Annotated in this window: 15 protein-coding genes; 3 read left to right on the top strand and 12 right to left on the bottom strand. The window is 45.9% G+C overall.

The annotated features are described in order from the left end of the window. Positions 1-76: 76 nt before the first annotated feature. Entirely contained in the window at positions 77-1,171 is a 1,095-nt protein-coding gene (locus G476_RS0103630) for a BMP family lipoprotein (RefSeq protein WP_026688870.1), read from the bottom strand. A gap of 539 nt (positions 1,172-1,710) precedes the next feature. Here G476_RS0103630 and G476_RS0103625 point away from each other — a divergent pair. After that, positions 1,711-2,103 carry a response regulator transcription factor gene (locus G476_RS0103625; RefSeq protein WP_051314639.1) on the top strand — a complete coding sequence of 131 codons (393 nt, stop codon included), beginning with the start codon at positions 1,711-1,713 and terminating at the stop codon, positions 2,101-2,103. 511 nt (positions 2,104-2,614) lie between these two features. On the opposite strand, the gene G476_RS0103620 is transcribed toward G476_RS0103625, so the two are convergent. The 6 genes from G476_RS0103620 to G476_RS23465 form a co-directional block, all read right to left on the bottom strand. Beyond that, positions 2,615-3,442, bottom strand: a complete 828-nt coding sequence (locus tag G476_RS0103620; protein ID WP_026688868.1) for a carbohydrate ABC transporter permease — start codon at positions 3,440-3,442, stop codon at positions 2,615-2,617. A 24-nt stretch (positions 3,443-3,466) separates the two neighbouring features. Then, on the bottom strand, positions 3,467-4,369 hold the full coding sequence (locus G476_RS0103615) for a carbohydrate ABC transporter permease (RefSeq protein ID WP_026688867.1): 903 nt from the start codon (positions 4,367-4,369) through the stop codon (positions 3,467-3,469). Positions 4,370-4,493: 124 nt separating this feature from the next. Beyond that, positions 4,494-5,747: an ABC transporter substrate-binding protein gene (locus G476_RS0103610; protein ID WP_026688866.1), complete on the bottom strand. Its 1,254-nt coding sequence runs from the start codon at positions 5,745-5,747 to the stop codon at positions 4,494-4,496. Positions 5,748-5,775: 28 nt separating this feature from the next. After that, entirely contained in the window at positions 5,776-7,866 is a 2,091-nt protein-coding gene (locus G476_RS0103605) for an amylo-alpha-1,6-glucosidase (protein WP_026688865.1), read from the bottom strand. A 105-nt stretch (positions 7,867-7,971) separates the two neighbouring features. Next, positions 7,972-8,988: a LacI family DNA-binding transcriptional regulator gene (locus G476_RS0103600; RefSeq protein WP_026688864.1), complete on the bottom strand. Its 1,017-nt coding sequence runs from the start codon at positions 8,986-8,988 to the stop codon at positions 7,972-7,974. A gap of 214 nt (positions 8,989-9,202) precedes the next feature. Then, positions 9,203-9,346, bottom strand: coding sequence for a hypothetical protein (locus G476_RS23465; protein ID WP_156906509.1), 144 nt, complete (start codon positions 9,344-9,346; stop codon positions 9,203-9,205). Positions 9,347-9,823: 477 nt separating this feature from the next. Here G476_RS23465 and G476_RS0103590 point away from each other — a divergent pair, with 477 nt between their 5' ends. Then, positions 9,824-10,123: a hypothetical protein gene (locus G476_RS0103590; RefSeq protein WP_026688863.1), complete on the top strand. Its 300-nt coding sequence runs from the start codon at positions 9,824-9,826 to the stop codon at positions 10,121-10,123. A 339-nt stretch (positions 10,124-10,462) separates the two neighbouring features. On the opposite strand, the gene G476_RS22785 is transcribed toward G476_RS0103590, so the two are convergent. The 4 genes from G476_RS22785 to G476_RS21200 are packed head-to-tail and all read right to left on the bottom strand — an operon-like array spanning position 10,463 to position 15,546. Further along, positions 10,463-11,692 (bottom strand): MBL fold metallo-hydrolase, encoded by a 1,230-nt coding sequence (locus G476_RS22785; protein ID WP_051314638.1) that lies wholly within the window; start codon positions 11,690-11,692, stop codon positions 10,463-10,465. 24 nt (positions 11,693-11,716) lie between these two features. Continuing rightward, entirely contained in the window at positions 11,717-13,372 is a 1,656-nt protein-coding gene (locus tag G476_RS0103580) for an ABC transporter permease (protein ID WP_035186073.1), read from the bottom strand. 25 nt (positions 13,373-13,397) lie between these two features. Continuing rightward, positions 13,398-14,459 (bottom strand): ABC transporter substrate-binding protein, encoded by a 1,062-nt coding sequence (locus G476_RS0103575; RefSeq protein WP_026688861.1) that lies wholly within the window; start codon positions 14,457-14,459, stop codon positions 13,398-13,400. Next, positions 14,446-15,546, bottom strand: a complete 1,101-nt coding sequence (locus G476_RS21200; RefSeq protein ID WP_084405588.1) for an ATP-binding cassette domain-containing protein — start codon at positions 15,544-15,546, stop codon at positions 14,446-14,448. Before G476_RS21200 ends, G476_RS0103575 begins: the two co-directional genes overlap by 14 nt. Before the next feature lie 165 nt (positions 15,547-15,711). On the opposite strand from G476_RS21200, the gene G476_RS0103565 reads away from it, so the two are divergent. Further along, positions 15,712-16,593, top strand: coding sequence for a LysR family transcriptional regulator (locus G476_RS0103565; RefSeq protein WP_026688860.1), 882 nt, complete (start codon positions 15,712-15,714; stop codon positions 16,591-16,593). 223 nt (positions 16,594-16,816) lie between these two features. On the opposite strand, the gene G476_RS21195 is transcribed toward G476_RS0103565, so the two are convergent. Then, positions 16,817-23,098: a carboxypeptidase regulatory-like domain-containing protein gene (locus G476_RS21195; RefSeq protein WP_051314637.1), complete on the bottom strand. Its 6,282-nt coding sequence runs from the start codon at positions 23,096-23,098 to the stop codon at positions 16,817-16,819. Positions 23,099-23,251: the final 153 nt, after the last annotated feature.

The following is a 23,251-nucleotide window of genomic DNA, read 5'->3' as shown; positions in this document are numbered from 1 at the left end:
CACCTCCTGTTTTCCTTCATATACATAGACGCTTCGTTCTCGCTACAACACTGGTATTTCGAGAAGCTCTACTAAATTAAAGGTTGCTTTGGTACTCTTCGAACTCCTCATCGTTTTGAGGAACGTCGATTTCACCGTCTAAAATCATTTGCTTGTACTCTTCAACCGCTTGAAGAGCTTCATCTGATACGTTGTCTTGTGTTTCAGCAATTCCTACACCGTTGTCTTCAAGACCGAACTCAAGAATTTGCCCACCAGGGTAGTCTCCGTTCATTGTCTGTTCAGATACTTGGTAAACCGCTTCGTCTACGCGCTTAACCATAGAAGTAAGCGTTACGTTACCGCCGTCATATTCCCCTTCTTCGTGCTGGTCACGGTCAACCCCGATTACCCATACGTTCTCACCGTTACGTGCACGGTCTGTAGCCTCTGTGAATACCCCGTTACCAACGCCGCCTGCAGCGTGATAGATAATGTCAATGCCGCTACCATACATGGAGTCAGCAATTCCTTGTCCTAAAGAGGCATCGTTAAAGCTCTGTGCATATTGAACAGAAATCTGAGCATCAGGATTTACTGCAAGAACACCAGCTTTAAATCCAGTTTCAAACTTGGAGATTAGAGCACTTTCAACCCCACCGATAAATCCAACTTGATCTGTCTCCGTTTGAAGTCCTGCAACAACCCCGACCAAGAATGAACCTTGGTGCTCTGCAAACGTGATATTAGCAATGTTATCAATCAAGTTGTCATCACCGTCTGTAACAACTGTATCCACAATGGCAAAGTTGTTGTCTTGGTGTTGGTTGGCAATCTCTCTTATGTCATCTTCCATTAAGAACCCGATTGCAAATGTAATGTCAGATCCATCACGAGCCAAACGATTCAAGTTTGGTGCATAATCACTCGCACTGTTAGACTGTAGGTATTCAATCTCGATGTCATCGAAATCTCCTTCAAATGCTTGAAGCCCTTCCCATGCAGATTGGTTAAATGACTTATCGTCAACGCCACCTTCATCCGTTACCATTTTGGCTGAGAATCCGCCACCTTCAGCACCGCCATCAGCACCTTGGCCTTCGTTCGCCTCATCGTCCCCGCTACCACATGCGGCTAGAATTGTACCTGCTGCAAGTACTGTTGTTAATAGAAATGAAAACTTCTTTTTCATTCGTTAATCCCCCTCGATTAATCTTGAAAGTTGACGTATGCACCTTATTTACTACTGAAACCTCAACATCAGACTCGCCTCTGAAAACGATACCAATAGTATGACACAGTATGATTCTCAAACCCTTGTAAAGCGTTTTCATAGGGTATAAAAAAAATGTTCGATGTCTGACAACTAAGTGTGTTACCTTATTCATCGCAAATAAGTTACATGAATCGACTTTAATATATCATCTTTATGAAACGTAATAAATAGTTTTTTTACAAATCAAACATAATTTTTTAACATTTTTTAAACCATTACGATAATAGGAATAAAGAGGAATTTAAGAAGCTTTTTTTTGGAAAAAATTGTGTCAAATTACCACTTAAATTGACGGAAATATCTATATTTTTAGATTTTTATGTTACACTATGTGTAATGTTAGAGATCGGATCTTGTTCCCTTTGCACACCCCATGGAAGACTTCATGAAGGCATTGAAAACGTTCGGTCATTATCTTTTCAGTGTCACAGACTTCATTTTTAGGAGGCATGAGCATGGAATGTTCTATCCTCATCTGTGATGATTCACAGATGGTTCGAAGACATTTACGAGAAACCTTTAAAACCCTTGGTACATCAGAAATCTATGAAGCTTCCAACGGTGTAGAGGCCGTTGAACTGTGCCGCACCTATCGTCCAGACGTGATTATCATGGATATCATCATGCCTGTAAAAGACGGTGTCCAAGCCCTAAAAGAAATTGTCCGATTTGACTCTAATGTCAAAATCATCATGGCTTCGTCGGCGGGTACGAACAGTCATTTAAAGAAAACGATTATGCTCGGGGCCTTTGCCACCATCCAAAAACCAATTAGCGACATCATAGTAAGGCAGCTTGTTCAGCGTGCTTTGACCGAATTAGGGGAAGTATCGAAGAATAGAGTTTAAAGGTAAACGCCAAGCCGGTGTGAAAACGGCTTGGCGTTTTTTGTTTGGAGGTAAGGATGGTTCCGAGGAGTTGTGGGAATTACTGGATTTTGTGCTTTTCACGGCTTGGCTCGTAGGATTAACAGGTTGGTTCTCTTGATTCACCGGTTCGCTCTCTGGATTCGCGGCTTCCAACTTTCTATTAACGGCTTCCCCTTCCTATTTTAACGAGATGGCGGTTTCTATGGGAGCCACCTTGGTTGATTCGAAGATGGCTCAAATACTTTGGTGCATAACAGCGGATCGTCCTAGTTTATCGTCCTCTATTTATGGTTTATCAACCTTTATTCTAAATTTATCGTCAACTAATCATATTATATCGTCCTCTACTTCAAGTTTATCGACCACTAATCCTAATATATCGACCAATCGACAAAAAACGACCCCCCCCCTCCACCGACCTACAGCTACTCCGACTCCAACAAAAGACCGCCCTATACAAATAGAGCGGCCTCACCAAAAACATACAATTCTATTTATCCCCTCTAAACGACATCCCTTTCAAGAAGAAGCGGTTAAAGAAGATATAAATCACGAGCACTGGCAATGTAAATACCATAGAGGCTGCCATGATGTAGTTCCAGTACGTAGCGTAGTCCGACTGGAAGGCGTTCAAGCCGACCGGTAACGTGTACATGGACGCATCCGTCATGATGATAAGTGGCGCCATGAAGTTGTTCCAAAAGGACATGAACACGAAGATCGCTTGGGCGGCCAGTGCCGGCTTCGCCATTGGCATAACGATTCTAAAGAACGTGCCGAAACGTCCCAAACCATCAATCGCAGCCGCTTCTTCCACATCACGAGGAAAGTTGATAAAGAACTGCCTCATCATGAAGATAAACGTGGCGTTGATCATACCAGGGATGATCAATCCTTGGTAACTGTTGAGCCAACCGAGTTCTTTTAAAATCAAGAAGTTCGGAATCATCGTTACCTGCGCCGGAATCATTAATACGGCGAGGATTGTAATGAAGAGCGTCTTCTTTCCCGGAAAGCTAAGCCTTGCAAGAGCGTATCCTGCCATGGAGTTGAACACGAGATTCAACGCTGTACCTACCACCGCAACGAACACACTGTTAAACAGCCAGCGTGGAAATAAAGCCTGCTCCGTAAAAATCGTAATATAGTTATTGAACGTGAATTCTTGGGGGATAAAATTCAGTCCCCCTGCAAGAATTTCATTTAGTGGTTTAAATGATGCACTCAATGCCCAGACGAACGGTATGAGCGTGACGATCGCGTAACTGGTCAAAATTGCGTAGAGCAAGAGTTTTGCGATGTTCGTTTGTTTTTTCATGGTCGGATCCTCCTCTCCATTTATCTAGTACACTTCTTCGTCCTTTGAAAGCTTACGCTGAATGAGCGTCGCTGCTAAGATGACTATCGCGAGGGCGATAGCAAGAGATGCGGCATACCCCATCTGATCGTAAGCCGCGAAAGCGTACTGATAAATCAACAGAACGACCGTTAATGTGGAGTTATCCGGACCACCGGAACCTCCCGAGAACATGTACGATTGGTCAAAGAGCTGAAACGTTCCGATAATCCCCATAATAACCGCAAATCCTGTAACGGGACGAAGCAGGGGCACCGTCACATGCCAAAACTTCTGAATTGCATTGGCTCCATCAAGATCAGCCGCTTCATATAAAGAATCAGGAATGTCTTGAAGGGCAGCCAAATAAATGACCATAAAGAAAGGCGCCGTTGCCCAAATGTTCATAATCATGATCGAGATGAGGGCAATGTTTGGATCATTGAGCCAGTTATAAGTAGGTAATCCTACTCCACCGAGGATGGAGTTAATGAAACCGTCCGGACGATACATCCACATGAAGATCATGACGAGTACAGCCGAAGACGTTAATGTTGGTAAAAAGTAAATGATCCGAAACGCTTTTTCCCCTTTAAGCCCAGCGTTCAACGTTGCCGCCAATACCAAGGCCAAAATCGTTTGGATCGGAACAACCACGATCACGTAAAAGGCTGTGTTCCGAAGGGCGATGAGTGCTCTCGTATCATCGACCATTCTTGTAAAGTTATCAAAACCTACGAATGTGAAGCTCGTATCACCGAGTAGTTGGACTCTTGTAAATGCCAAAAATAAAGCAAAAACGATCGGTCCAATCAAAAACACAAGAAGCGTGAAAATGGTCGGAGATAAAAATACGTAACCTTGACCAGCCTCTCTGAGTTGGCTTTTTGTATATTTGCGTTTAGCCATGGTTCTCGTAACCTCCTTCAATTGGCATTGTGAAAATAAACGGAAGGCCTAACATGCTTTAGTTTCGTAAAAGGGAGTGGTTGCCGGGGGATCCTATCATCCCCAGGCAACCGCCTCCGCGCTACTAGTCTTGAATTTCGTTATTCGCTACACGCTCCGCTTCTTCCAACGCCTCTTGAAGACTGCGGTTACCTAAGAATGCACTTGAGAATTGGTTTTCAAAGTTTGAATTGATGATCGGCAAGTTCGTATCGTCCGCCCATACCGTTGCATATGAAGCAGCTTCAATAAACGGTGCGTAAAGCTCGTCGTCTGCATAATCAAGTTCTTCTGCAACACTTTCACGAGATGGTAGGGCAAGGCCAGAGCTTGTCCAAATCTCCATACCTTCTTTACCTGTCAAGAACTCAATCAGCTGCCACGCCTCATCTTTATGATCGGATGCACTGTTCATAGAGTAAGAGACCGTATATGCCATCGAGCCTTGTTCACCGTTAATCGTCGGAATTTCAGCAACTCCAAAGTTCACATCCGGGAATGTGTCTTCCATAAACTCAAGCATCCAGTTTCCTTCAATGATCATGGACGCACGTTCTGTACCGAACATGTCTCCGCCCCACTCAGCCCCAACGTCTGCTGGTGATGCTGCAATTTCTTTTTCGTTTCTCATATCAATAAGGGGTTGAAGTGCCTCTAAAACGCTTGGATCAGAGAAGCTCGCACGGTTATCTTCCACGATCTGTCCCCCGCCCGACTCGGCAATGAACTTCAGTCTTGCAAGGTCTGTTACAACTCCGAAACCATAGCGGTTCCCTTCTGTTAGGGTTTCAGCCATCTCTTCAAGCTCTTCCCACGTTTCAGGTGGTCCGTCATAGCCTGCTTCTTCCAAGTGGTCTTCATTATAGAAAAGGGCGAGCGTAGACGTATCCTTTGGTAGTCCCCAAAGCTGGTCGTCTCTACGGAATGCATCAATTAATGGCTCTTGGAAATCGTCAATGTCAAACTCGTCTGTAATGTAGCCGTCAAGCGGCTCAAGGACACCCGACTGAATAAGTCCCGGAGCTTCAAAGGCATCAAGGAAGAACACGTCAGCCGCTTCTCCACCGATTAGTCGCGTACGTAACACATCCATGTATTGGTCTGCAATTGTATCCACTTGGACGTTGATGTGTGGATACTCTTCTTCAAAAGCCGCAATTGTTTCTTCAAAATAACGTTGCTCCGTCGGTGAAGATTGCCAGCCAGTCAACCGAATCGTCACTTCCTCTTCACCGTCTCCTCCAGCATCATTTCCACCGTCCCCACATGCTGTTAACACGCCTGCCACAGTGACTAATGAACCCATTCCCAGTACTTTCAGCCAGTTTGCTTTTTTCATCGTTCATTCCCCTTTCTAAAATGAAAATCTATTCGTTATTCACAGTAAATCCCGTTGTATTGGAGAGCACTTCCGTCTCAAATCCGTTTTCTTTTCTCGTTACACGAACGCTCAGTTCCCCTCTTCCGATCGACACGTTCGCCACTTCAAGCTCATTCGTGCCTTCAGGAAGCTCTGGGTTAAGGGCAATCGTTTCATTTAAACTATCCGGGAATAGACCTAATATGGATTGGATAAATAACAGTGGTGTTCCTGCAGCCCACGCTTGCGGCGAACATGCAACCGGATAATTAACCGCTTTTCCTTTCGCATCATAGCCGCAGAACAACTCCGGAAGACGATCATATTCGAATGAAGCAGCCGAATCGATTAACCCTTTCATCGCTTTAGCAGCATCTTGTTTATTTCCTGTTTTACTCATACCAAGGATCACCATGCTGTTGTCGTGAGGCCAAATCGTTCCGTTATGGTAGCTCATCGGGTTATAACCAGCTTCCCCTTTACCCATTGTACGAATGCCGTAACCAGAGAACATTTTGTCTGACACAAGCATGCTACTCACCGTTTGAGCGCGGTCTTGATCAAGCATGCCAGAGAAGAGAACGTGACCTGGGTTGGATGTGATCGTGCCCACTTGGTTCTTCCCTTCATCAAGTGCTAGAGCGTAGAAGTTCACATCTTCCATCCAAAAGGCTTTTTCAAATGCATCTTTCAGGTTCGCAGCTTCACTTCTAAGAGCTTCGGCTTTTTCGCCTTCCGCGCGCTTTTCGTAAATCGCAGCAATGCTTTCTTTTGCCTGATAAACATATCCTTGTACTTCTGATAAGGCGATTGGTGTTTTTGCCAAGTCCCCGTTACGATGAACAATCGAGTCACCGGAGTCTTTCCATCCTTGGTTAGCAATTCCTTTGGACGATTCTTGGTGATACTCCACAAACAAGTCCCCGTCACGATCCCCGTAGCTGTCGATCCACTCGAGTGCTCGTTCTACATTCGTTTCAAGCTCTGTAAAAAGATCCATGTCACCCGTCCACTTAATGTATTCACTCAAGAGCACAAGGAAAAGTGGTGTCGCATCGATCGTGCCGTAATAGGGAGTAAACGGAATTTGTCCCGTATTCGCCAGCTCACCAAAACGCATTTCGTGCATAATCTTCCCTGGCTCTTCATCTCGCCAGCTGTCTTTTGACTGCCCTTGAGTGCTAGCCATCGTTTTCAAAGTCCCTTTTGCTACTTCAGGATTAAACGGAAGCATTTGCAATGCGGCTATTAAGCTATCCCGACCGAACGGAACACCAAACCAAGGGAGACCTGCAACCGGGAAGCGCCCGTAACCAAGGTCAGTGAGTAACACTCTCAAGTCTCCTATCCCTCGCTCAATCAACCGTTGGAGAGGAGCATTATCCGTTTTGACTTGCGTGGTTTCATCTTCCCAATCTTTGTATGATTGGGCTAGGTTGTCCAAAGCTTCCTGTGGCTCATATGTTTTAGGAACATCACCGTTAATGGTTGGTACGAATGTAAACACAATTGTTTTTTCTTCCTCATGATCAAGGTCGAGATCGAAATACACGTCGCCATCTTTTGTAGCAGACGATGTTTGTTCGTTCCAGGCAATCACCGTTTCACGCTTCACGTCATCTGCACCGTTATAAGTGAGCACAAGTTGGTTACCGTCTAGCGTTGTTTCTCCTCTTGAACCGGTCTCCCCGTTTTGGAAACCACGTACGATGAACATGTCGTTAAAGTCGGCGTCCACATGAAGGCTAATGTTAAATTGTGTGCGCTTCGGATTATAGTTTTTCGCAGTGACCACTTCATAAAACACATCTCGGTAAATAAAGCGCTTTCTTGTAAGCTCAACCGATTCACGCCAAAGCTCCACTTCCCCGTCACTCTCCATATGAGGGTTTGTCATTATCATGGATGCCATGTAGCTGACTTCCGCTTCTGATGAGAGAAGGATTGGCTCTTGACCGTTAATCTTCAGGTCCATTTTGCTTAAAAAGCGGGTATCCTTTGAATATAAACCAGGTCCGTATGGGTGATCTTTTGGGATGTTTCCTTTTTCATCTGTGAGTAAAAAAACGTCATTTTCTTTGATTACACGGTAGTTCATCGTTGTGTACCTCCTGAGTGAGTAGTTCGTATTTTTTCCAAAACGTTTCGGATTTTGTTGGTAAAAATAACCGAAACGTTTCGGTTATAGGTTAAAAAAAGAGGATCATGATTTTGGTGGTGCGGTAGATCCCCTTACAATAAGCTGATTATCGAGAATCACTTTTCTTTTTTTTGTTTCCTGTTGGAGCATAGCAGTGAGCAATCGAGATGACTCGTAACCAATTTGATACTTATCCTGAGCCACGGTTGTCAGAGGCGGATGAGCATATTGGGCGAGCATGATATCGTCATAACCCACTATTGATAGATCTTCAGGCACTTTTTTGCCAACCCTCTCAGCAGCCCTTAACACACCTAGTGCCATCAAGTCACTAGCGCAAAAAATCGCCGTGATTTCCGGATGTTCCGTCAGTAATTTTGTGGCTACCGTTTCAGCTTTTGGTTCAAGGAAGTCCCCTTCGACCACGTAATGCTCTTGCATTGGGATTCCCGCTTCTTTCAAGGCTCTTTCATACCCTTCAAAGCGCCGTTGACTGACCCTCGCTTGGTTATGACCGTTGACCATTGCGATGTTTTCGTGCCCTAAGTTGATCAAGTGCTTTATGGCCATTTGAGCTCCGAAGACGTTATCTGTAGACACATAGCCCACATTGTCTCCTTCAAGCTCCACATCTACAAGGACACAAGGAATGTTCGATTCAATGACTTCTTCTAAATAAGGATCGTCTGTCTTGATTCCTTGCATGATGACCCCTTCAACTTGCCGTTCGCGACAAAGTTGGGAATAGCTCTTTTGCTCTTGTTTAATCGGGTTGGTACTAAATAAAATCAAGTCGTAATTTTGATCCGATGCGGCGTCATTGATTCCACACATCACTTCGTATGTAAACATGTCTTTCGCACCCGACCGGTTGAGCTCTGAAACAAGAAGGCCAATTGTGTGAGATTTACTCATCACAAGACTTCTCGCCAAAGCGTTCGGACTGTAATTAAGTTGTGTGGCTATGTCTTTAATACGTGCCTTTGTTTTTTCATTTACATCACTGTAATCGTTCAAGGCTCGCGAAACCGTTGTCACAGAGACGCCTGCAGCTTTCGCGATATCTTTTATTGTAGCCATAGGCTCCCTCCAAAACGTTTCGGATGTTCTTACAGTTATTACTTTACACTCTTTTGAAAACGATTACAAGGGGTTTTTGAATTTGTATAGTCAAGTTTAGTGGTGGAAGTGTCGGATGAGTTGAGATGGCGGGGGTTGGCGTAGGAAAATTTATTTTTTTTACGGGTTAGGTGGTTTAATTTACGGCTTGGTGCGAGGGAAACGCGGGTAACGTTTACTGATTCCCGGGAACAGTCTCTTTATTTACGGGTAGCTCTTCGTATTTAACGGGTTGGGGGCCCTTGGCAGGATTCACGGCTAAAAAACGCTGATTCACGGCTTGGCTCAAGGCATTCCCGTGTTCACACTCTCTATTCACGGCTTCCTCTCCCTATTTACCGGTTTGGCTCCAATTCCCCCCTCCCCACCACACCCAAAAGGCCACTACTCCAAAAAAAGTAGTGACCTCCCCCACGCACACATACTAATTAATACACTTCGTAATCGTATTCAGCTTGTCTATTTCCTACACATCCAGGGTTTCCACTATGACTTCTTCCAGCTGCTGAAAATCATTAGCTACTGTAAAGGAATATGGTTGTCTAATAAAAAGAGGGAAAAGAGGTGAAATATTTTAGTGGCATCCCCTACCTAAAAAACAACACTCCCCTACTTTGGCGTCCAATGGGGAAATCTAGTTTTCGTAAAGACCCCATGAACACCTTTGATGACTGTTCCTGTTGAAACCTTCTTCTTTTAGCATTAGTAATAAGAAATTTACTTTCTGTATAAATGTTTACTTAAGGCCAAGAGGTGGGTAAATCATCCATATAGAAACAGTAGAAAGGGGTCACATATGAATTACTTCAGCCGTCTTCGTGAAAAACGCAGTTATCGTATTCAATGGCATCGATTTTGGTATTATTGGTATTTTGTAAAGAGCTATTATTATGGTAAAGATCGTTTCAATGAAAAAGCGGCAGTACAAAAGCAGCTGTGGCAACAATGGGAGCAAATGCCTCAAGAAGTAGAGGTTGCAAAACCTGTAGCAACCACCGAGGAAGAGGCGCCTCCTACCACCGAGACTCGGTATCAACCTTTCGTCGAGAAGTTGAAAAACCGTCTCGCCCTAATCACCGGAAAAGCAAGAGCATAGTATGAGAAAGACCCAATCCGAGATCCGGATCGGGTCTTGTTATTTTTACTCGAAGCATTGAATAGAGGTATAACACTGCAATTGACACATACCCGCCGCTCGCACTATCTGTAGGACGGCGAGCGGTGGATCTTTCGGAGTTCTGATGAGGCACTTATTTTAGATTTGGCGGAGTTAATTGTGGAATTGACTGACTTATTTTTCATTTAGCGGAGTAATTGTGCGATTGGCTGACTTATTTTCAAATTGGCGGAGTTAGCTCTCTCGATCCCCCACCCACCACCTCCTCAACACAAAAAAAACCGCCCTACCTAAAGAGCGGTTCTTCCCAACCATCTACTACACCTCAACCGTAACTCCAACTTCCCCTGTCAAAAACCTCGTTCTCGAATGTAACGCTCCCACCAATGCTTCCACATCTTTTCGCACGCCGTGGGTGAACACGGTCCGTTTTGGCATGAGCCGCGAAAGAAGAGCTTCCGTCTCGTCTTTTCCAGGGTGAACCTTAAGCATCACTTTCGAATACGCAATAGATGTCACTTCTGCCATTCTTTTAAGCTCCTGATTTTCCGGTCCAGGAGAGATAATATGTGTGGACCGATCGTGCTTCCAATCGTCTTTTTCCACTAATGTCTCAGCTGTGAAAAAGCCGATCGATCCGTTTGCAACCTCATTAGGGCTATCAGCCACAGTCACACCGCCATTTCCCAGAGAATCGAAAAAGGCAGCGGTTGTATGATCCACGAGCCAGTCACTGTGCTTCCCAAAGTTCTTACTAGCCTCATACAGAGCCTTTTCCACTACGATTTGGTCTGCCCCTTTCATTAACAAACGATGCTTCACAGCCGCAAGGAGCTCTTGAGATTTACCCACAAGAGGAACTTGCAGAAGCACCCGATCCCTCTTTTCTAGAGCATAGTGAAGTTTTATCATCACTTGCTCCAAAAGGGTATCTTGAGTAACGTTAAAGTCACCGTATGCCCCGTCCATCACAGCAAGGTCTGGCTTTGCTCCTATCTTAGGCCACTCATAGTTTAAGAGAGTTGATTCAAGAGAGTAATCTCCTGAGAAAAAAACGGTCTTTCCATCTACCTGAACGGCGTACCAAAGGGAACCAATCGTGTGACCGCTTCGACCGTACATAATGGAGACCGTATCCGTTAACGAGATCCAAAAATTGGTGCACTTGTCGTCCAACGCTTCAAACGAAAGACCTTCTTCATCCTCTTTTTCATAAGGGAGCGTATCCCCTTCTGTTTCTACCTTTTGTCTCCACTTTGAAAAGTACTCGATCGTTTGTTCAATCGTTTGAGAGGTAGCCAGAACGGTTCCCGTGAAGCCAAGCTTCTTTAAATAAGGGAGAGATAACGTATGATCTTCATGGGCGTGCGTCACAAGAACGTGGGAAACACGCTTGGCAATGCTTGGTGTAAGTGTTGGGTAGGTGTTTATGAAGCTTCCTTTTTTCTTCATCACTCCGCAGTCGATGAGAAGAGCGCCATGATCGTGTTCAAGAAGAAAGCAGGAGCGTCCGTACTCTCCTGCCCCTCCTAAAAAGGTGAGTTTCATCGTTGCATCATCCTTAAAGAAAAGTTACTGTCGATACGCTTGAGAGCGGTTTTTGAAACGTTCTACAACGATCAGTACAATCGTTGTAAAGCCGACACTCACAAGTGCCATAGCCATCCCGAGCGCTGCCGTCCCTTGTTCGAACTGAGAGTATATGAACGTAGCCGACGTGTGCATGTTCGGCGGACGTAAAATTAATGAACCTACTAGCTCACGCATGGAAATCGTAAACGTCATGATCCAACCGGCTAAAATTCCCGGTAAAATTAGCGGAATCAAAACCGTGCGTAAAATATAGACAGGCTTCGCCCCACTCATCTTTGCCGCGTTAAAAAGAGAGTCGCCGAGCTGGCCATAGATGGCTTTAATGTTTTGAACTGTAAAAGGCAAGTACAAGACCACGTATGTGGCAACGAGCATCATCCACGTGTTGTAAATCATTCCCGGATTCCACGGGGCGTTCCAAAACAGAATCAATCCGACCACCACAACGATACCTGGTACCGTGTTTGGTGCGAGACTGAGGAAGTCCATCGTCTTTTCCCCGATTCCTTTTTTTCGCATGATAATGATCGCGACCCAAATGCCGATGGCCGCACTGATCGTTGCCGCAATCGCTGCAAGCCACACACTATTTAATAAAGCTTCAAGTCCGCTTCCCGTAAAGAGCTGGACCATGTGAGCCGTTGTTAGGTTGCTCCAAGCAAGCCCGTCTCCTTGTACTTCTAAAAATGCCGTTGATATAACAGAGAAGTAGGGTACACCGATCGCAAGACCGAGAACACCGAACAAATAAAACCATGCCAAGAACTGATATTTCCCGAGTGGCGTAAAGGCTTTTGTCTGGCCTTTACCAGAAACCACTTTATCGTGCCGACGGCTAACAAGCCATTGTTGAATGTACCAAATCGTCATACTTACACTTAAAAGCATTGTAGACAGAATCGCAGCTGTTCCAAAGTCAAGAGGCCACACTGATGTGTACCGGTGAATCTCTGACGTTAATACATAAAAACCGATTCGATTTCCAAGAGTCACGGGCGTTCCGAACTCTCCGATCGTTTTTACAAATACGAGCAATGCCCCCATGCTGTATCCCGAGAAAAAGAGCGGAATAATGATGCGCTTCATTCGGTAAAAGAAGTTCCCTCCGTGAATGACGCCTGCTTCCTCCATGCGTCCACCGATGTTTTCAAGGGTGTTTCGCATAATCAAGTAAATGAACGGAAACAAGTGCAAGCTCATCACAAGAACCATGCCGAAGTAGGTGAAAAAGTACGGAGTGATCGCGCTTAAAAACGGTGCCACTTGCTGGGCGTACCCGTTTGGTTGCATGGACAAAATCCAGCCCATCGCTCCGATATACGGTGGAGTCATAAAAGGAATGATTAAGACAATATCAATCCACCGGTGTTTTCGAAGCTCTGTTCGGGCCATAAAAAAGGCAAGTGGGGCAGCCAATACAGATGCCCCAACCACTACGCCTAGTCCGAGTAACAACGAGTTAAAAAGGATGGTACGGTATTGCTCTTCGAATAAAATCGAGAAAGCCGCGAACCCTTCAAACGCTCCGTCAGGTGTTACACTACGAAGGAGAACAAGGCTGAGCGGTATAAACACCAAGATGATCAGGACCGCAAGTGCGGCCCATTTATTTAGCGTCGGGATGGCGTTTCTCATGTGTAACAGCTCCTATCTTCTGTCTTTAGCGTACGATGCTAATAAAGTCGTTAATAATGTCTTGTCCGTTTTCTTCAAGGTAATCCCAGTCAAAATCAAGCTCTGCAATGTCTTCAAGAGGAGCGCGATCTTCGTGAGCATCAATGTCTGTGCGTCCCGGGAGCAAGTAGTTATCCGCTACAATTTCTTGACCGCGATCAGATAAAATAAAGTCGATATATTTCTGAGCAGAATCAACGTTTTGAGCAGAATCTAAAACGAATGCCGGACGCGGAGTGATCGTCGTTCCACTCTCCGGGAATGCAATGTCGATCGGCTCTCCACCTTCAATGTTGTTGTAAACCATGTAGTCAACACCAGCCATCACTGCCGAGTTGGCCCCACTGATGACCGTTTGTAAAGCAGGGTTGTTGGCTCCCTCAAGGCTCAATCCATTCTCACTTAGCTCTTCAAATAGCTCCCAACCAGCATCTCCTTCTTGCTGAATGTACGCTGCAACAAAGTCACGAGCCGTACCCGATTGTTGTGGATCGGGGATCGCCAATTGATCTGCGAATGCCTCACCAGTCAGATCGCTCCAATCTGTTGGAGCTTCATCTACCATGTTCGTGTTGTAGCTGATTCCAAGTGCCGCTGCACTAAAGCCGTAATAGTGGTGGTCTTCGTCATACCAACCATCATGAAGCTGATCGGCGTATTCACTTTCGTACGGCATAATCATTCCGTCTTCTTTAAACTGCATCGCAGGAGGCATAGAAGCGAGTACGACCACGTCCGCGATTGGATTTCCTTGCTCTGCTTCTAGGCGCCCTAAAACGTCACCAGTTGTACCTTGATACATTTGAACGTCAATGCCCGTTTTCTCTTCGAACGCTTCAACCAACTGTTCAGCCATGCCACCAGGTCCAGCTGTATAAATGGTCAGCTCTCCTGTTTCCTCTACATCTCCTGCTGTGTTTGTTTCCTCTGTTTGGTTATCTGTGCTTGTATCCCCTGCATTGTCTTGTTCCATTTCCGTTTGTGCACATGCGGTTAATGTGAGTAATCCTAATCCTAGTGCAAGTCCTGTTACTTTAGGCTGTTTCATGCTTTTCGCCTCCTGAGTTTGTTTTCATTACGTGAATGTTTTGACCTGTTACTTCAAAGAAAATGTGATCTCCTGGTGCCACTTTTGATGTGGTGTAAGCAAATAATAGTTGATCAGATCCCGAGATTTTAAATGTAATTTCGTACCGTTCACCCAAGAAACTGACCGTTTCAACTTCTCCTTTTAATCCTGTTTCTTTTGCGGTACGTGAAATAATTATCTGTTCAGGCCTAATGACCGCTGTAATGCTTGAATTGTACGGCAAGTCTCCCAAGAAGTTTCTCGAAAACGGGATTGCCGCGTTTTGGTTTAGCTTTAAATAATGAACATCATCATAAATCGTGTGCATCCCTTCAATGAGAGCGCCTTTACCAACAAAGCGGGCTACCGTTTCGTTTTCGGGACGTTGGTAAACCGTTTCCGGTGTGTCCACTTGCATGATCGTTCCTTTGTTCATAACCACGATGCGATCACTCATGGCCATCGCTTCGTTCTGGTCGTGAGTCACATAAATGGCCGTCATGTTCAGCTTTTTTACGAGTGATTGAAGTAAAATTCTCATTTCATCACGAAGGGTAGCATCCAATGCACTTAACGGCTCGTCCATCAAAATGATTGACGGATCGTTCGCAATCGCTCGTGCAATGGCTACACGCTGCTGTTGTCCACCGGAAAGCTGGTGAGGATAGCGCTCAGCAAAGTCTCCCAGTTGAACATTGTTTAGCGCCGTTTCCACTTTTTCTTTGAGCCCCTTTTTCTTGCCGGTAGCTCGTAAACCGTAAGCAACATTTTCAAAGACGGTCATGTGAGGCCAAAGAGCAAAGTCTTGGAACACCATCCCGATGTGCCTTTTTTGAGGTGACACGTTCGTTCTCTTCTTTTTTGAATAAACCGTTTTGTCTCCAAAATCGATTTGACCTTCATCTGCGTTTTCAAGTCCTGCAATGATGCGAAGTAGTGTTGTTTTCCCGCACCCGGATGGGCCAAGAAGACTTACAAACTCTCCGCTTTTTATCGATAAATTCAGTGGCTTTAATGCTTGTAGTTTTCCGAATCGCTTTACGATTCCTTGAAGCGAAATATCCACGTTGCCACTCCCCTTTCAAGTTCGTCTGTCTAAGTCAACTCTTACTTTACACATGGAATGTAAAGCTATTGTTAAGATGGATTTAATCCTTGATCAAAAAAACTAATGTATAATCTATACATGCATAGATCATTTCTATACCATAACCCTAATGAGGTGACACACGTGAACCTTCAGCAGCTTGATATCTTCAACCGTTTCGCTAAAACAAGAAGTGTGACTAAAGTAGCCAAAGATCTCGGCTTAAAACAACCTACTGTTACCTTTCACTTAAAAAAGCTTGAGACATCTCTTGGGATCACCCTTTATGAACGAACAAGTGACGACGTAAAACTCACGGCCGCAGGTGTAACGCTTAATCGTTATGCAAACGACATTATGAGCTTACTAAATGAGACCAAACGGGTCATGAACGATTACCAGTCTTCCACAAGAGGAGAATTGTTTATCGGTGCCAGTCACATTCCTGCCAACTTTATCCTGCCTCCTGTTTTCAGTAGTTTCACCGAAGAGAGTCCCAACATACAGCTGAGCGTAAAAGTCGAATCCACGCCGACAATTTTAGAGTTCATTAAAGAAAAGCAGCTCGATTTAGGCGTTGTATCGGAACAGCTGTTGGAGGACGCTACGCTCGAAATCAGAAGGCTCGTTCCTGATAATTTGGTACTCGTCATGCCCCCTACTCATCCGTTGGCCGAAAAAGAAGAAGTACAATTGAATGATTTGCAAACAGAACGATTTATTTTGCACAGAAAAGGATCCACAAGGGACGTGATCGACCAGTGGCTAGTTAAGGAGAACCATACACTCACAATTAAAATGGAGCTTACAAATATTGAAGCGATCCGGCGAATGGTGATGCTCGGATCGGGACTTTCTATTTTGTCAAAAAGAGCGGTCGAAGAGGATGTAAGCCTTGGGAAGCTCCGCATTGCAGAAGTTCCGCTGCTTGAAAAAAACAGGTACATCTCTCTTGTTTACCGAAAAGACCGGCCCATTACACCGATCCTTCAGCGATTTATCACGGCGATTTATCGGAATGTGTAGGAGTCAGCTTAACTAGTGGAAATGGAGGCGAGCGGCGGTGACTAGGGCTAGGAGTGGATATTTCGAGATTCGAATGAGCGACTTATTTGAGATTTAGCGGCGATAATTGTGTAATTGGCTGACTTTTTTTCAAATTGGCGGAGTTAGCACTCTCGCCCCCCATTAGCCACCACCTCCACTCAAAAAAAGCCACCCGGTCACATAACACCGTGCGGCTTCACATTTAATTCATTCGTTTCCTTCTATTGACTGGCCTTACAAAAAACTCACACTCTGCAAAAATGACGTTCTCGTCGATCGAGAATTGTTGCACCCGATTAATTACGATCCAATCGTAGATGACCGGAGTGATGATGCATATTTCCTTTTCAGGTGGATGATGAGAGAGCTTTTTAACTTGTCGTTCATATTCTTCCCATTGCTCTTGTCTCATTCTGTGGGCAATATGACTCTTTTGCTCATCATAGACAGGTCCTGAAGAAACGGGTCGATCTTCAGGTTCCCACTCGTCATCGAAGTCTCCGATGGAAATGGTACCGTCTGATCCAACTGTTGCTGGCGCTTGGGCATTATCCAAAAGTTCAGGAAGCTCGCAACCAATGTCAATCGGACTTGGGCTGAAGTGCTTCCTCGGTTTGCAGTAGTCAAGTACGTCAATTTTAACCGTCTTATTAACCGTAGCTGTAACGGAAGTACATAACCTGAGCGTGACATCAATGGAGTCGAGCTCATCTGGACCAAGTGGACCAGGACAACAGTTCACCACAGCATCACAGTCAACAGCAAACACGTCACACGAGAGCTCTGCATTTTTCGGAAGGCAAATTAACGTTCGTTCTACAATGGTAAACGGTACTGGGTTTGTCAAACACGTCCCCAGTTCTCCAATAATTTCAAACCGGATAAACCCGCTTACAATGACCGCCACTTCGTTCAAGTTCTTCGGAAGACGTCCTCTATGCCTGATGCATCCCTTTGTTTTCACCTGACATGATAGTTCGCTAATGTCGATTTCTTCACCCATTTGATTGGTAAAAATACAGTTTGCTTCAATTGGGATGATCGTACATGGTGTTGGTTCCGGTAGTGGCGTGAGCCTTATATTAAGCTCCAGTACTTGCCCTGCTACGACAGTGACCGTTGTTGTGAATGTTTCATAGCCCTCTAAATGTACAATCAACGTAAACGTTCCTTCTGGTACTCCGAAAAGAACATAATTCCCTTCTCCATCCGTAAACGTCGATACAATGATCATCCCGTTCTCATCAATCAACGTGACAGCTGCTCCACTTAACGGAATGTTTCCTACTAAGTTTGTTACTCGCCCGAAAATTCGGGCCGGGTTGCCGATTAAACTGGTGTTCACCTCCGCCGTCTGCCCGTCAGCCACACTGAACTGAACTGTTCTCGCCTGATAGTCTTCTCTAAAAAAGACGAGAGTGTAGGTACCCGGCAAGAATCCGAGAATTTCATAAAAGCCGTTTTCGTCCGTTACGACCCTTAACAATACCGTTCCGTCCGGTCTTATTATGGTGACCCGAACATTTGATAAAAGCTGACCGGTAACAGCGTCCTCTACTACACCGACCACATTTGATGCTTGTAAGCTTAGTTGCAAGTTGACTATCAGAGATTCTCCTCTAACGCCGCTCACTTCTTGTACCGCAGCTCCAAAACCTGGTGCAGTAGCCACTATGAAGTACGTTCCTGCAGCAAGACCGTTCAGGAAATACTCTCCGTTGTCGTCTGTAATATCTGCTGCAATAATCAAACCAGATACAGCGTCTCTCGCCCGGACCGTAGCTCCTGCAATTGGAGTGCCGTTTGCAGTAACTCTACCTGAAATCGTAAACGGATCAGGAACAAGGGCAAAACTTGCGACTGACGTTTGATTCCCTAATACAAAGACGGAGAGGATTTGCGTTGAAAACCCTTGAAGGTCCGCTGAAATCAAATAGGTTCCCGGTGCAAGACCTTCAATTAAAAATTCACCCAAGTCATTAGTAATCACTCGTCGAATGAGCACATTTTGGAAATTTCGAATGGAGATCGTAACGCCGGCCAAATCTTCTCCTGTATCCAGATTTATGACTCCCCCGGCCACACTTCCGATCGTTTCGGATAATTCCAATGTAACCCTCGTCGTTTCATTCGGCAAAAGCTGAATACCGACGGACTGACTACCAAACCCTTCCGAGTCAGCCGTAATCGTAAAAAAGCCGCTCGGCATATTCTCAATTACGAAGAACCCGTTAGGATCGGTTATGGCCCGACCGACAAAAAGATCGGCACGGTTTCTCACAATCACAGTCGCACCAGCGATACCGGTTGTCGTGCCTTGAATCACGACCCGCCCTTCAATACGTGATGGATCACGTTCAAGCGTAACCGTAACCGTTGTCGTTTGGTTACTGTTCACAATCACACCGGTATTGCTCCTTGCAAAGCCCGGAGCTACCGCATTGATAAAGTATCCTCCTGCGGCAACACCTTCAAATACGAAGGAGCCATCCGGATTAGCCAGAACAGTTAGAATAAGTGTCCCTGTTTGATCGAGTAAACGAACCCACAAATTCGGACCGGTGATTGGGTTCCCTTCAGGATCTCTTAGCTGTCCCTCAATTCTTCCCGGGTTTGGCGCAAGATTGATATTGGCAACCGCAGCCTCACCACTTACTACAATGACTCCGGCGGACGAGGCACCAAAACCTGGCGCAGTCGCCGTTACGGTATACTCTCCAGGTGCCAATCCTGCTACCGTATAGTTACCAAACTCGGAAGCCACTACGCTCGTGACAAAAGCACCGGTTGCACTAAACACACGAACGACCACTTCAGCAAAAGCAATCGGCTCCAATGTCACCGCATTTCGAACTTGACCGTTGATCGAACCCGGGTTGGAAAGGAGCGTAAAGTTCACCGTTTCCACTTCTCCTGCTTCAACGACCGCACCGATAATTTGAGTGGCAAAGTTCGGCGCCGACGCGATCACAAAGTAATTTCCCGGTGGAAGGAGCGGTACGGTGTAGTTCCCGTTTTGATCAGTAGCAACGACACCGAAGATCGTCTCTGCCCCATCAACCACTTGAACGATTCCGTTTACAATCGGATTGCCATTCGTATCCACAAGTGTTCCGATAATCGTTCCCGGATTCGCAACTAACTGTAAATTAACCGTCGTTTCTTCTCCCGCTCTGACCGTCGCTCCCGCAACCCCTTGCGCAAAGCCTGGTGCAGCCGCAATTACGATATAACTTCCCGGTGCCAAATTATCAAATCGGTAACGGCCGCTTGGGTCGGCAATCGTATTTGTTATGAACTGATTGTTCGATGTAAACAATTGAACAACCGTATTTGGTACAGCCGGTGTAACGGTTCCCACAATCCAGCCCGGGTTACCCACGAGGGCTGCGTCCACTACCGTCATCCCATTTGAACTGACGATAGCTCCTCTAAGAATACTTTGGTAATCCGTAGCCAAAATCGTTAACGAATATTGACCTGGGGCAAGACCTGGTACCATGTATTCGCCACTGCTGTTTGTAAATACGGATGTGACAAACACATTAAACTCATTGACGACATTGATCTGGGCACCTGAAATAGGTTGACCAGTGCCACTGTCCGTAATCGTTCCCGAAATAAAGCCTGGATTCGGTTCAAGGGCAATGTTAACCGTTTGAGTTTGCCCAGGACCAACCGTTACAGTGGCAAAATTCGTTTGGAAGCTGATGTCCGATGCTACAACGGTGTACGTCCCCGGTGCGATACCTTGGAATGTAAAGTTTCCTTGGGTGTCCGTGGAAGCAGTGGCAATCACCGCACCATTCACGTCATTAATCCGAAGCTGCACATTCGATGTTACAATCGGTTGACCCGTTTGGGCATTTACGATCGTTCCTACAATCGTTCCTGGATTTTCCAAAAGCGTAAAGTTGACGATCGAATCTTGATTGGACACGACGATGGCACCTAAAGAGGCCGACTGAAAGTCCGTTGCGGATGCCGTAACCGAATAACTGCCCGGGGCCACATTACTCACAACGTAATTTCCGTTAATCCCTGTTATGACTGTACCAATGACCACTCGGCCAATGGAGGTACGTACAACCACTTCCACTCCGGAAATTGGATTTCCATCCGAATCCCTTACCGTTCCGATCACACGCCCCGGATCGGGAAAGAGCGCAAAGGAAGCCGTAGCCGTTTGATTGCCGAGGATCGCAACACCTTCAAAAGCCGTTGCAAAATTCTCAGCCGATGCAGTGACCACATACGTATTTGGAGCAAGGTTTCCAATAAAATAAGAGCCGTCAGCTAATGTTAAAACGGAAGCCACAACCACTTCGTTTAACAATACTTGAACTGACGCATTGGCGAGCGGATTGCCTTCATTGTCTCTAACCACACCTGACACAGCCCCACTAATAAACGCTAACGCCGCATTTAATGTAGTCGTCTGATTGGCATTGATAACTGCCCCTTGGACTGACTGTCCATAACCATCTTGAGAAAAGACGACGTTGTAGCTTCCAGGAGCAAGTGACGGAATCGTATACTGACCGTTTACGTTCGTTTGGGTACTTTGAACAAACACGCCTCCCGATGTCTGAACCGTTACGCTCGCCCCAACAAGAGGCTGATTGGTAGCCTGGTCCCGAACGGTTCCTGTTAATGTTCCAGGTGAAGCTGCGAGCTGAACATTGATTGTGCGGATTTCTCCTGCAGCCAGCGTCGCTCCCACAAGCCGCGTTTGAAAATCGGTTGCTGTATACCGAAATGTATACGTTCCAGGCGCAAGCCCCGGCACCGAATAGTTGCCGTCCCCATTCGTCGTGACCGTTTGGATTACATTCCCAAGTGTATCGAGCACTTCAACCGTGGCGTTTGCAATCGGAGCCCCTTGTTCCGTCGTTACTTGCCCGTTTACAATCGCCGCCTGGAAATTTAACGTCACATTGAGTGTCGTAATCTCATTTGAATTTACTTGTGCCGATCGCACAGCCGTTTGAAGCCCCTCTGCAGCAAACGTAACCGTATAAAGACCCGGGGTCACATTTTGAAACTGGTAAAACCCTTGAGCATTCGTCGTCTGCGTAGCGACTACTACATTCGATGCATTCACCAATTGAACGGTGGCATTGTTCACAGGCAGTCCCGCTTCATTCGTCACCGTCCCTTGAAGGGTACCCGGCAATGGTTGAAGTACGGCATTGAGCTCCGTCACTTGCCCACTCGTCACACTCGTGTTTTGATTTAAGGTTTCAAATCCTTCCAGTACATACTCGACACGGTAATTTCCCGGTGCAAGATTGGAAAAGCTGAATAAACCCGCTCCCCCTGTCGAAGTCGTTGCTACAAGGACGTTTCCTGCATCGTAAAGGTTTACGGTAACACCTGGGAGAGGTAAGCCGGTAACTCCTGACGTGACTCCCCCCTGAATACTGCCCGTCGCAGCGACCGTTACCCTCGACGTGGCAGATACAGGTGGAAGATTATTTCCCGAAAACGTATCCACCCCGGTCACAGTAGCCCGATCCAATACTCGGTTCCCTGGGTTGTTAAACGATCCTCTAACCGTATACGTCAGTTCAACGGTTTGATTTGGCTGAAGGTTTCCGATGTTCCACGTAATCTGGTTGGTTAATGAGTTAAACGCCGGATTCCCTTGCGTCGCACCTGTAATCGTCACGTTCGCGATCGTATCCAGCTCGATCACATCATTTACAAATACTTGCGAGCCAACACTCCCACCTGTGTTCGTTACTCGAACACGTTCAGTCCAGTTAGCAAGCTGACCCGTCACAACCGATGAAGGCCCGCTGGTGATTGCCTTTTCTATAGCAAGCCGAGCTCGAATATCTGCGTCAGCAATTGTTGTCGGATCCGTAAAGGCGTTCACGAAACTGAACCCTTCCGCCGTTCTCAAGCTGTCTTTGTTGTAGTTATTCACATTCGCTGATGTAAAGAAAATAAACTGAAGAATGGACGTCTCCGTAATTCCAAGGTTTGAAAAGAAAGCGGCAGCAGGAAATTGAAAATCTAAGAAAAAGTCCGGATTTCCACCAAAGTTTGAATCGGCCGGCCGCACCCGAGCCAAATCATAATTCACAATTGGCAAGCTAAAGTTCGGCGTCCCCCCACCAAGCCCTTCTGCCGGATCGTTCCACGAATTAAATTGAACGACTGTATTTTGAATCAAGTTGACTCTCGTTGCGAGCCCGTTCACACCGGCAAGCCAGTTGTACGTTCCAGGCACTCCGGTCGTATTAACAAGAACCCCCCAAGCAAAATTTCGAAACCCTGTTAGCTGCGGGTTTCGAGGATCATCGTTCAACCTCAATCGAAAAGTGACAAACTGACCATCATATGCATAAAAGGCCGCCGGAAACTGCGTGTTTCCTACAATATCTGTCGAGGCGGGGGATTCATCACCGGTTATATCAAATAACGGCACTCCCCCGATTAAAATCGGTTCAAATTGTGAATCCGCCGGAAAAGCCACAACATCACATCCTCTCTATGGTTTTTCCCGTATACCCTATTCCGCCCAGAGAGGAATTGTGCTTGTGTCACACCTTGTTTTTTTGAAGTGACTGTCGTGCGCGCTATTACTATGTAGTTGGTTAAGGAAGTTCCCATGGAGGACCTTCACCTT

The sequence above is a fragment of the Alteribacter aurantiacus DSM 18675 genome (assembly GCF_000429705.1).
Classification (GTDB): domain Bacteria; phylum Bacillota; class Bacilli; order Bacillales; family Salisediminibacteriaceae; genus Alteribacter; species Alteribacter aurantiacus.
This window is presented reverse-complemented; position numbering and strand designations above follow the sequence as displayed.

Bases quoted from the DNA above. Each gene is read 5' to 3' on its own strand.
- G476_RS0103630 (WP_026688870.1), bottom strand. From the start codon at position 1,171: ATGAAAAAGAAGTTTTCATTTCTATTAACAACAGTACTTGCAGCAGGT.
- G476_RS0103580 (WP_035186073.1), bottom strand. From the start codon at position 13,372: ATGAGAAACGCCATCCCGACGCTAAATAAATGGGCCGCACTTGCGGTC.
- G476_RS0103625 (WP_051314639.1), top strand. From the start codon at position 1,711: ATGGAATGTTCTATCCTCATCTGTGATGATTCACAGATGGTTCGAAGA.
- G476_RS0103610 (WP_026688866.1), bottom strand. From the start codon at position 5,747: ATGAAAAAAGCAAACTGGCTGAAAGTACTGGGAATGGGTTCATTAGTC.
- G476_RS0103605 (WP_026688865.1), bottom strand. From the start codon at position 7,866: ATGAACTACCGTGTAATCAAAGAAAATGACGTTTTTTTACTCACAGAT.
- G476_RS0103590 (WP_026688863.1), top strand. From the start codon at position 9,824: ATGAATTACTTCAGCCGTCTTCGTGAAAAACGCAGTTATCGTATTCAA.
- G476_RS0103620 (WP_026688868.1), bottom strand. From the start codon at position 3,442: ATGAAAAAACAAACGAACATCGCAAAACTCTTGCTCTACGCAATTTTG.
- G476_RS0103575 (WP_026688861.1), bottom strand. From the start codon at position 14,459: ATGAAACAGCCTAAAGTAACAGGACTTGCACTAGGATTAGGATTACTC.
- G476_RS0103615 (WP_026688867.1), bottom strand. From the start codon at position 4,369: ATGGCTAAACGCAAATATACAAAAAGCCAACTCAGAGAGGCTGGTCAA.
- G476_RS0103600 (WP_026688864.1), bottom strand. From the start codon at position 8,988: ATGGCTACAATAAAAGATATCGCGAAAGCTGCAGGCGTCTCTGTGACA.
- G476_RS22785 (WP_051314638.1), bottom strand. From the start codon at position 11,692: ATGAAACTCACCTTTTTAGGAGGGGCAGGAGAGTACGGACGCTCCTGC.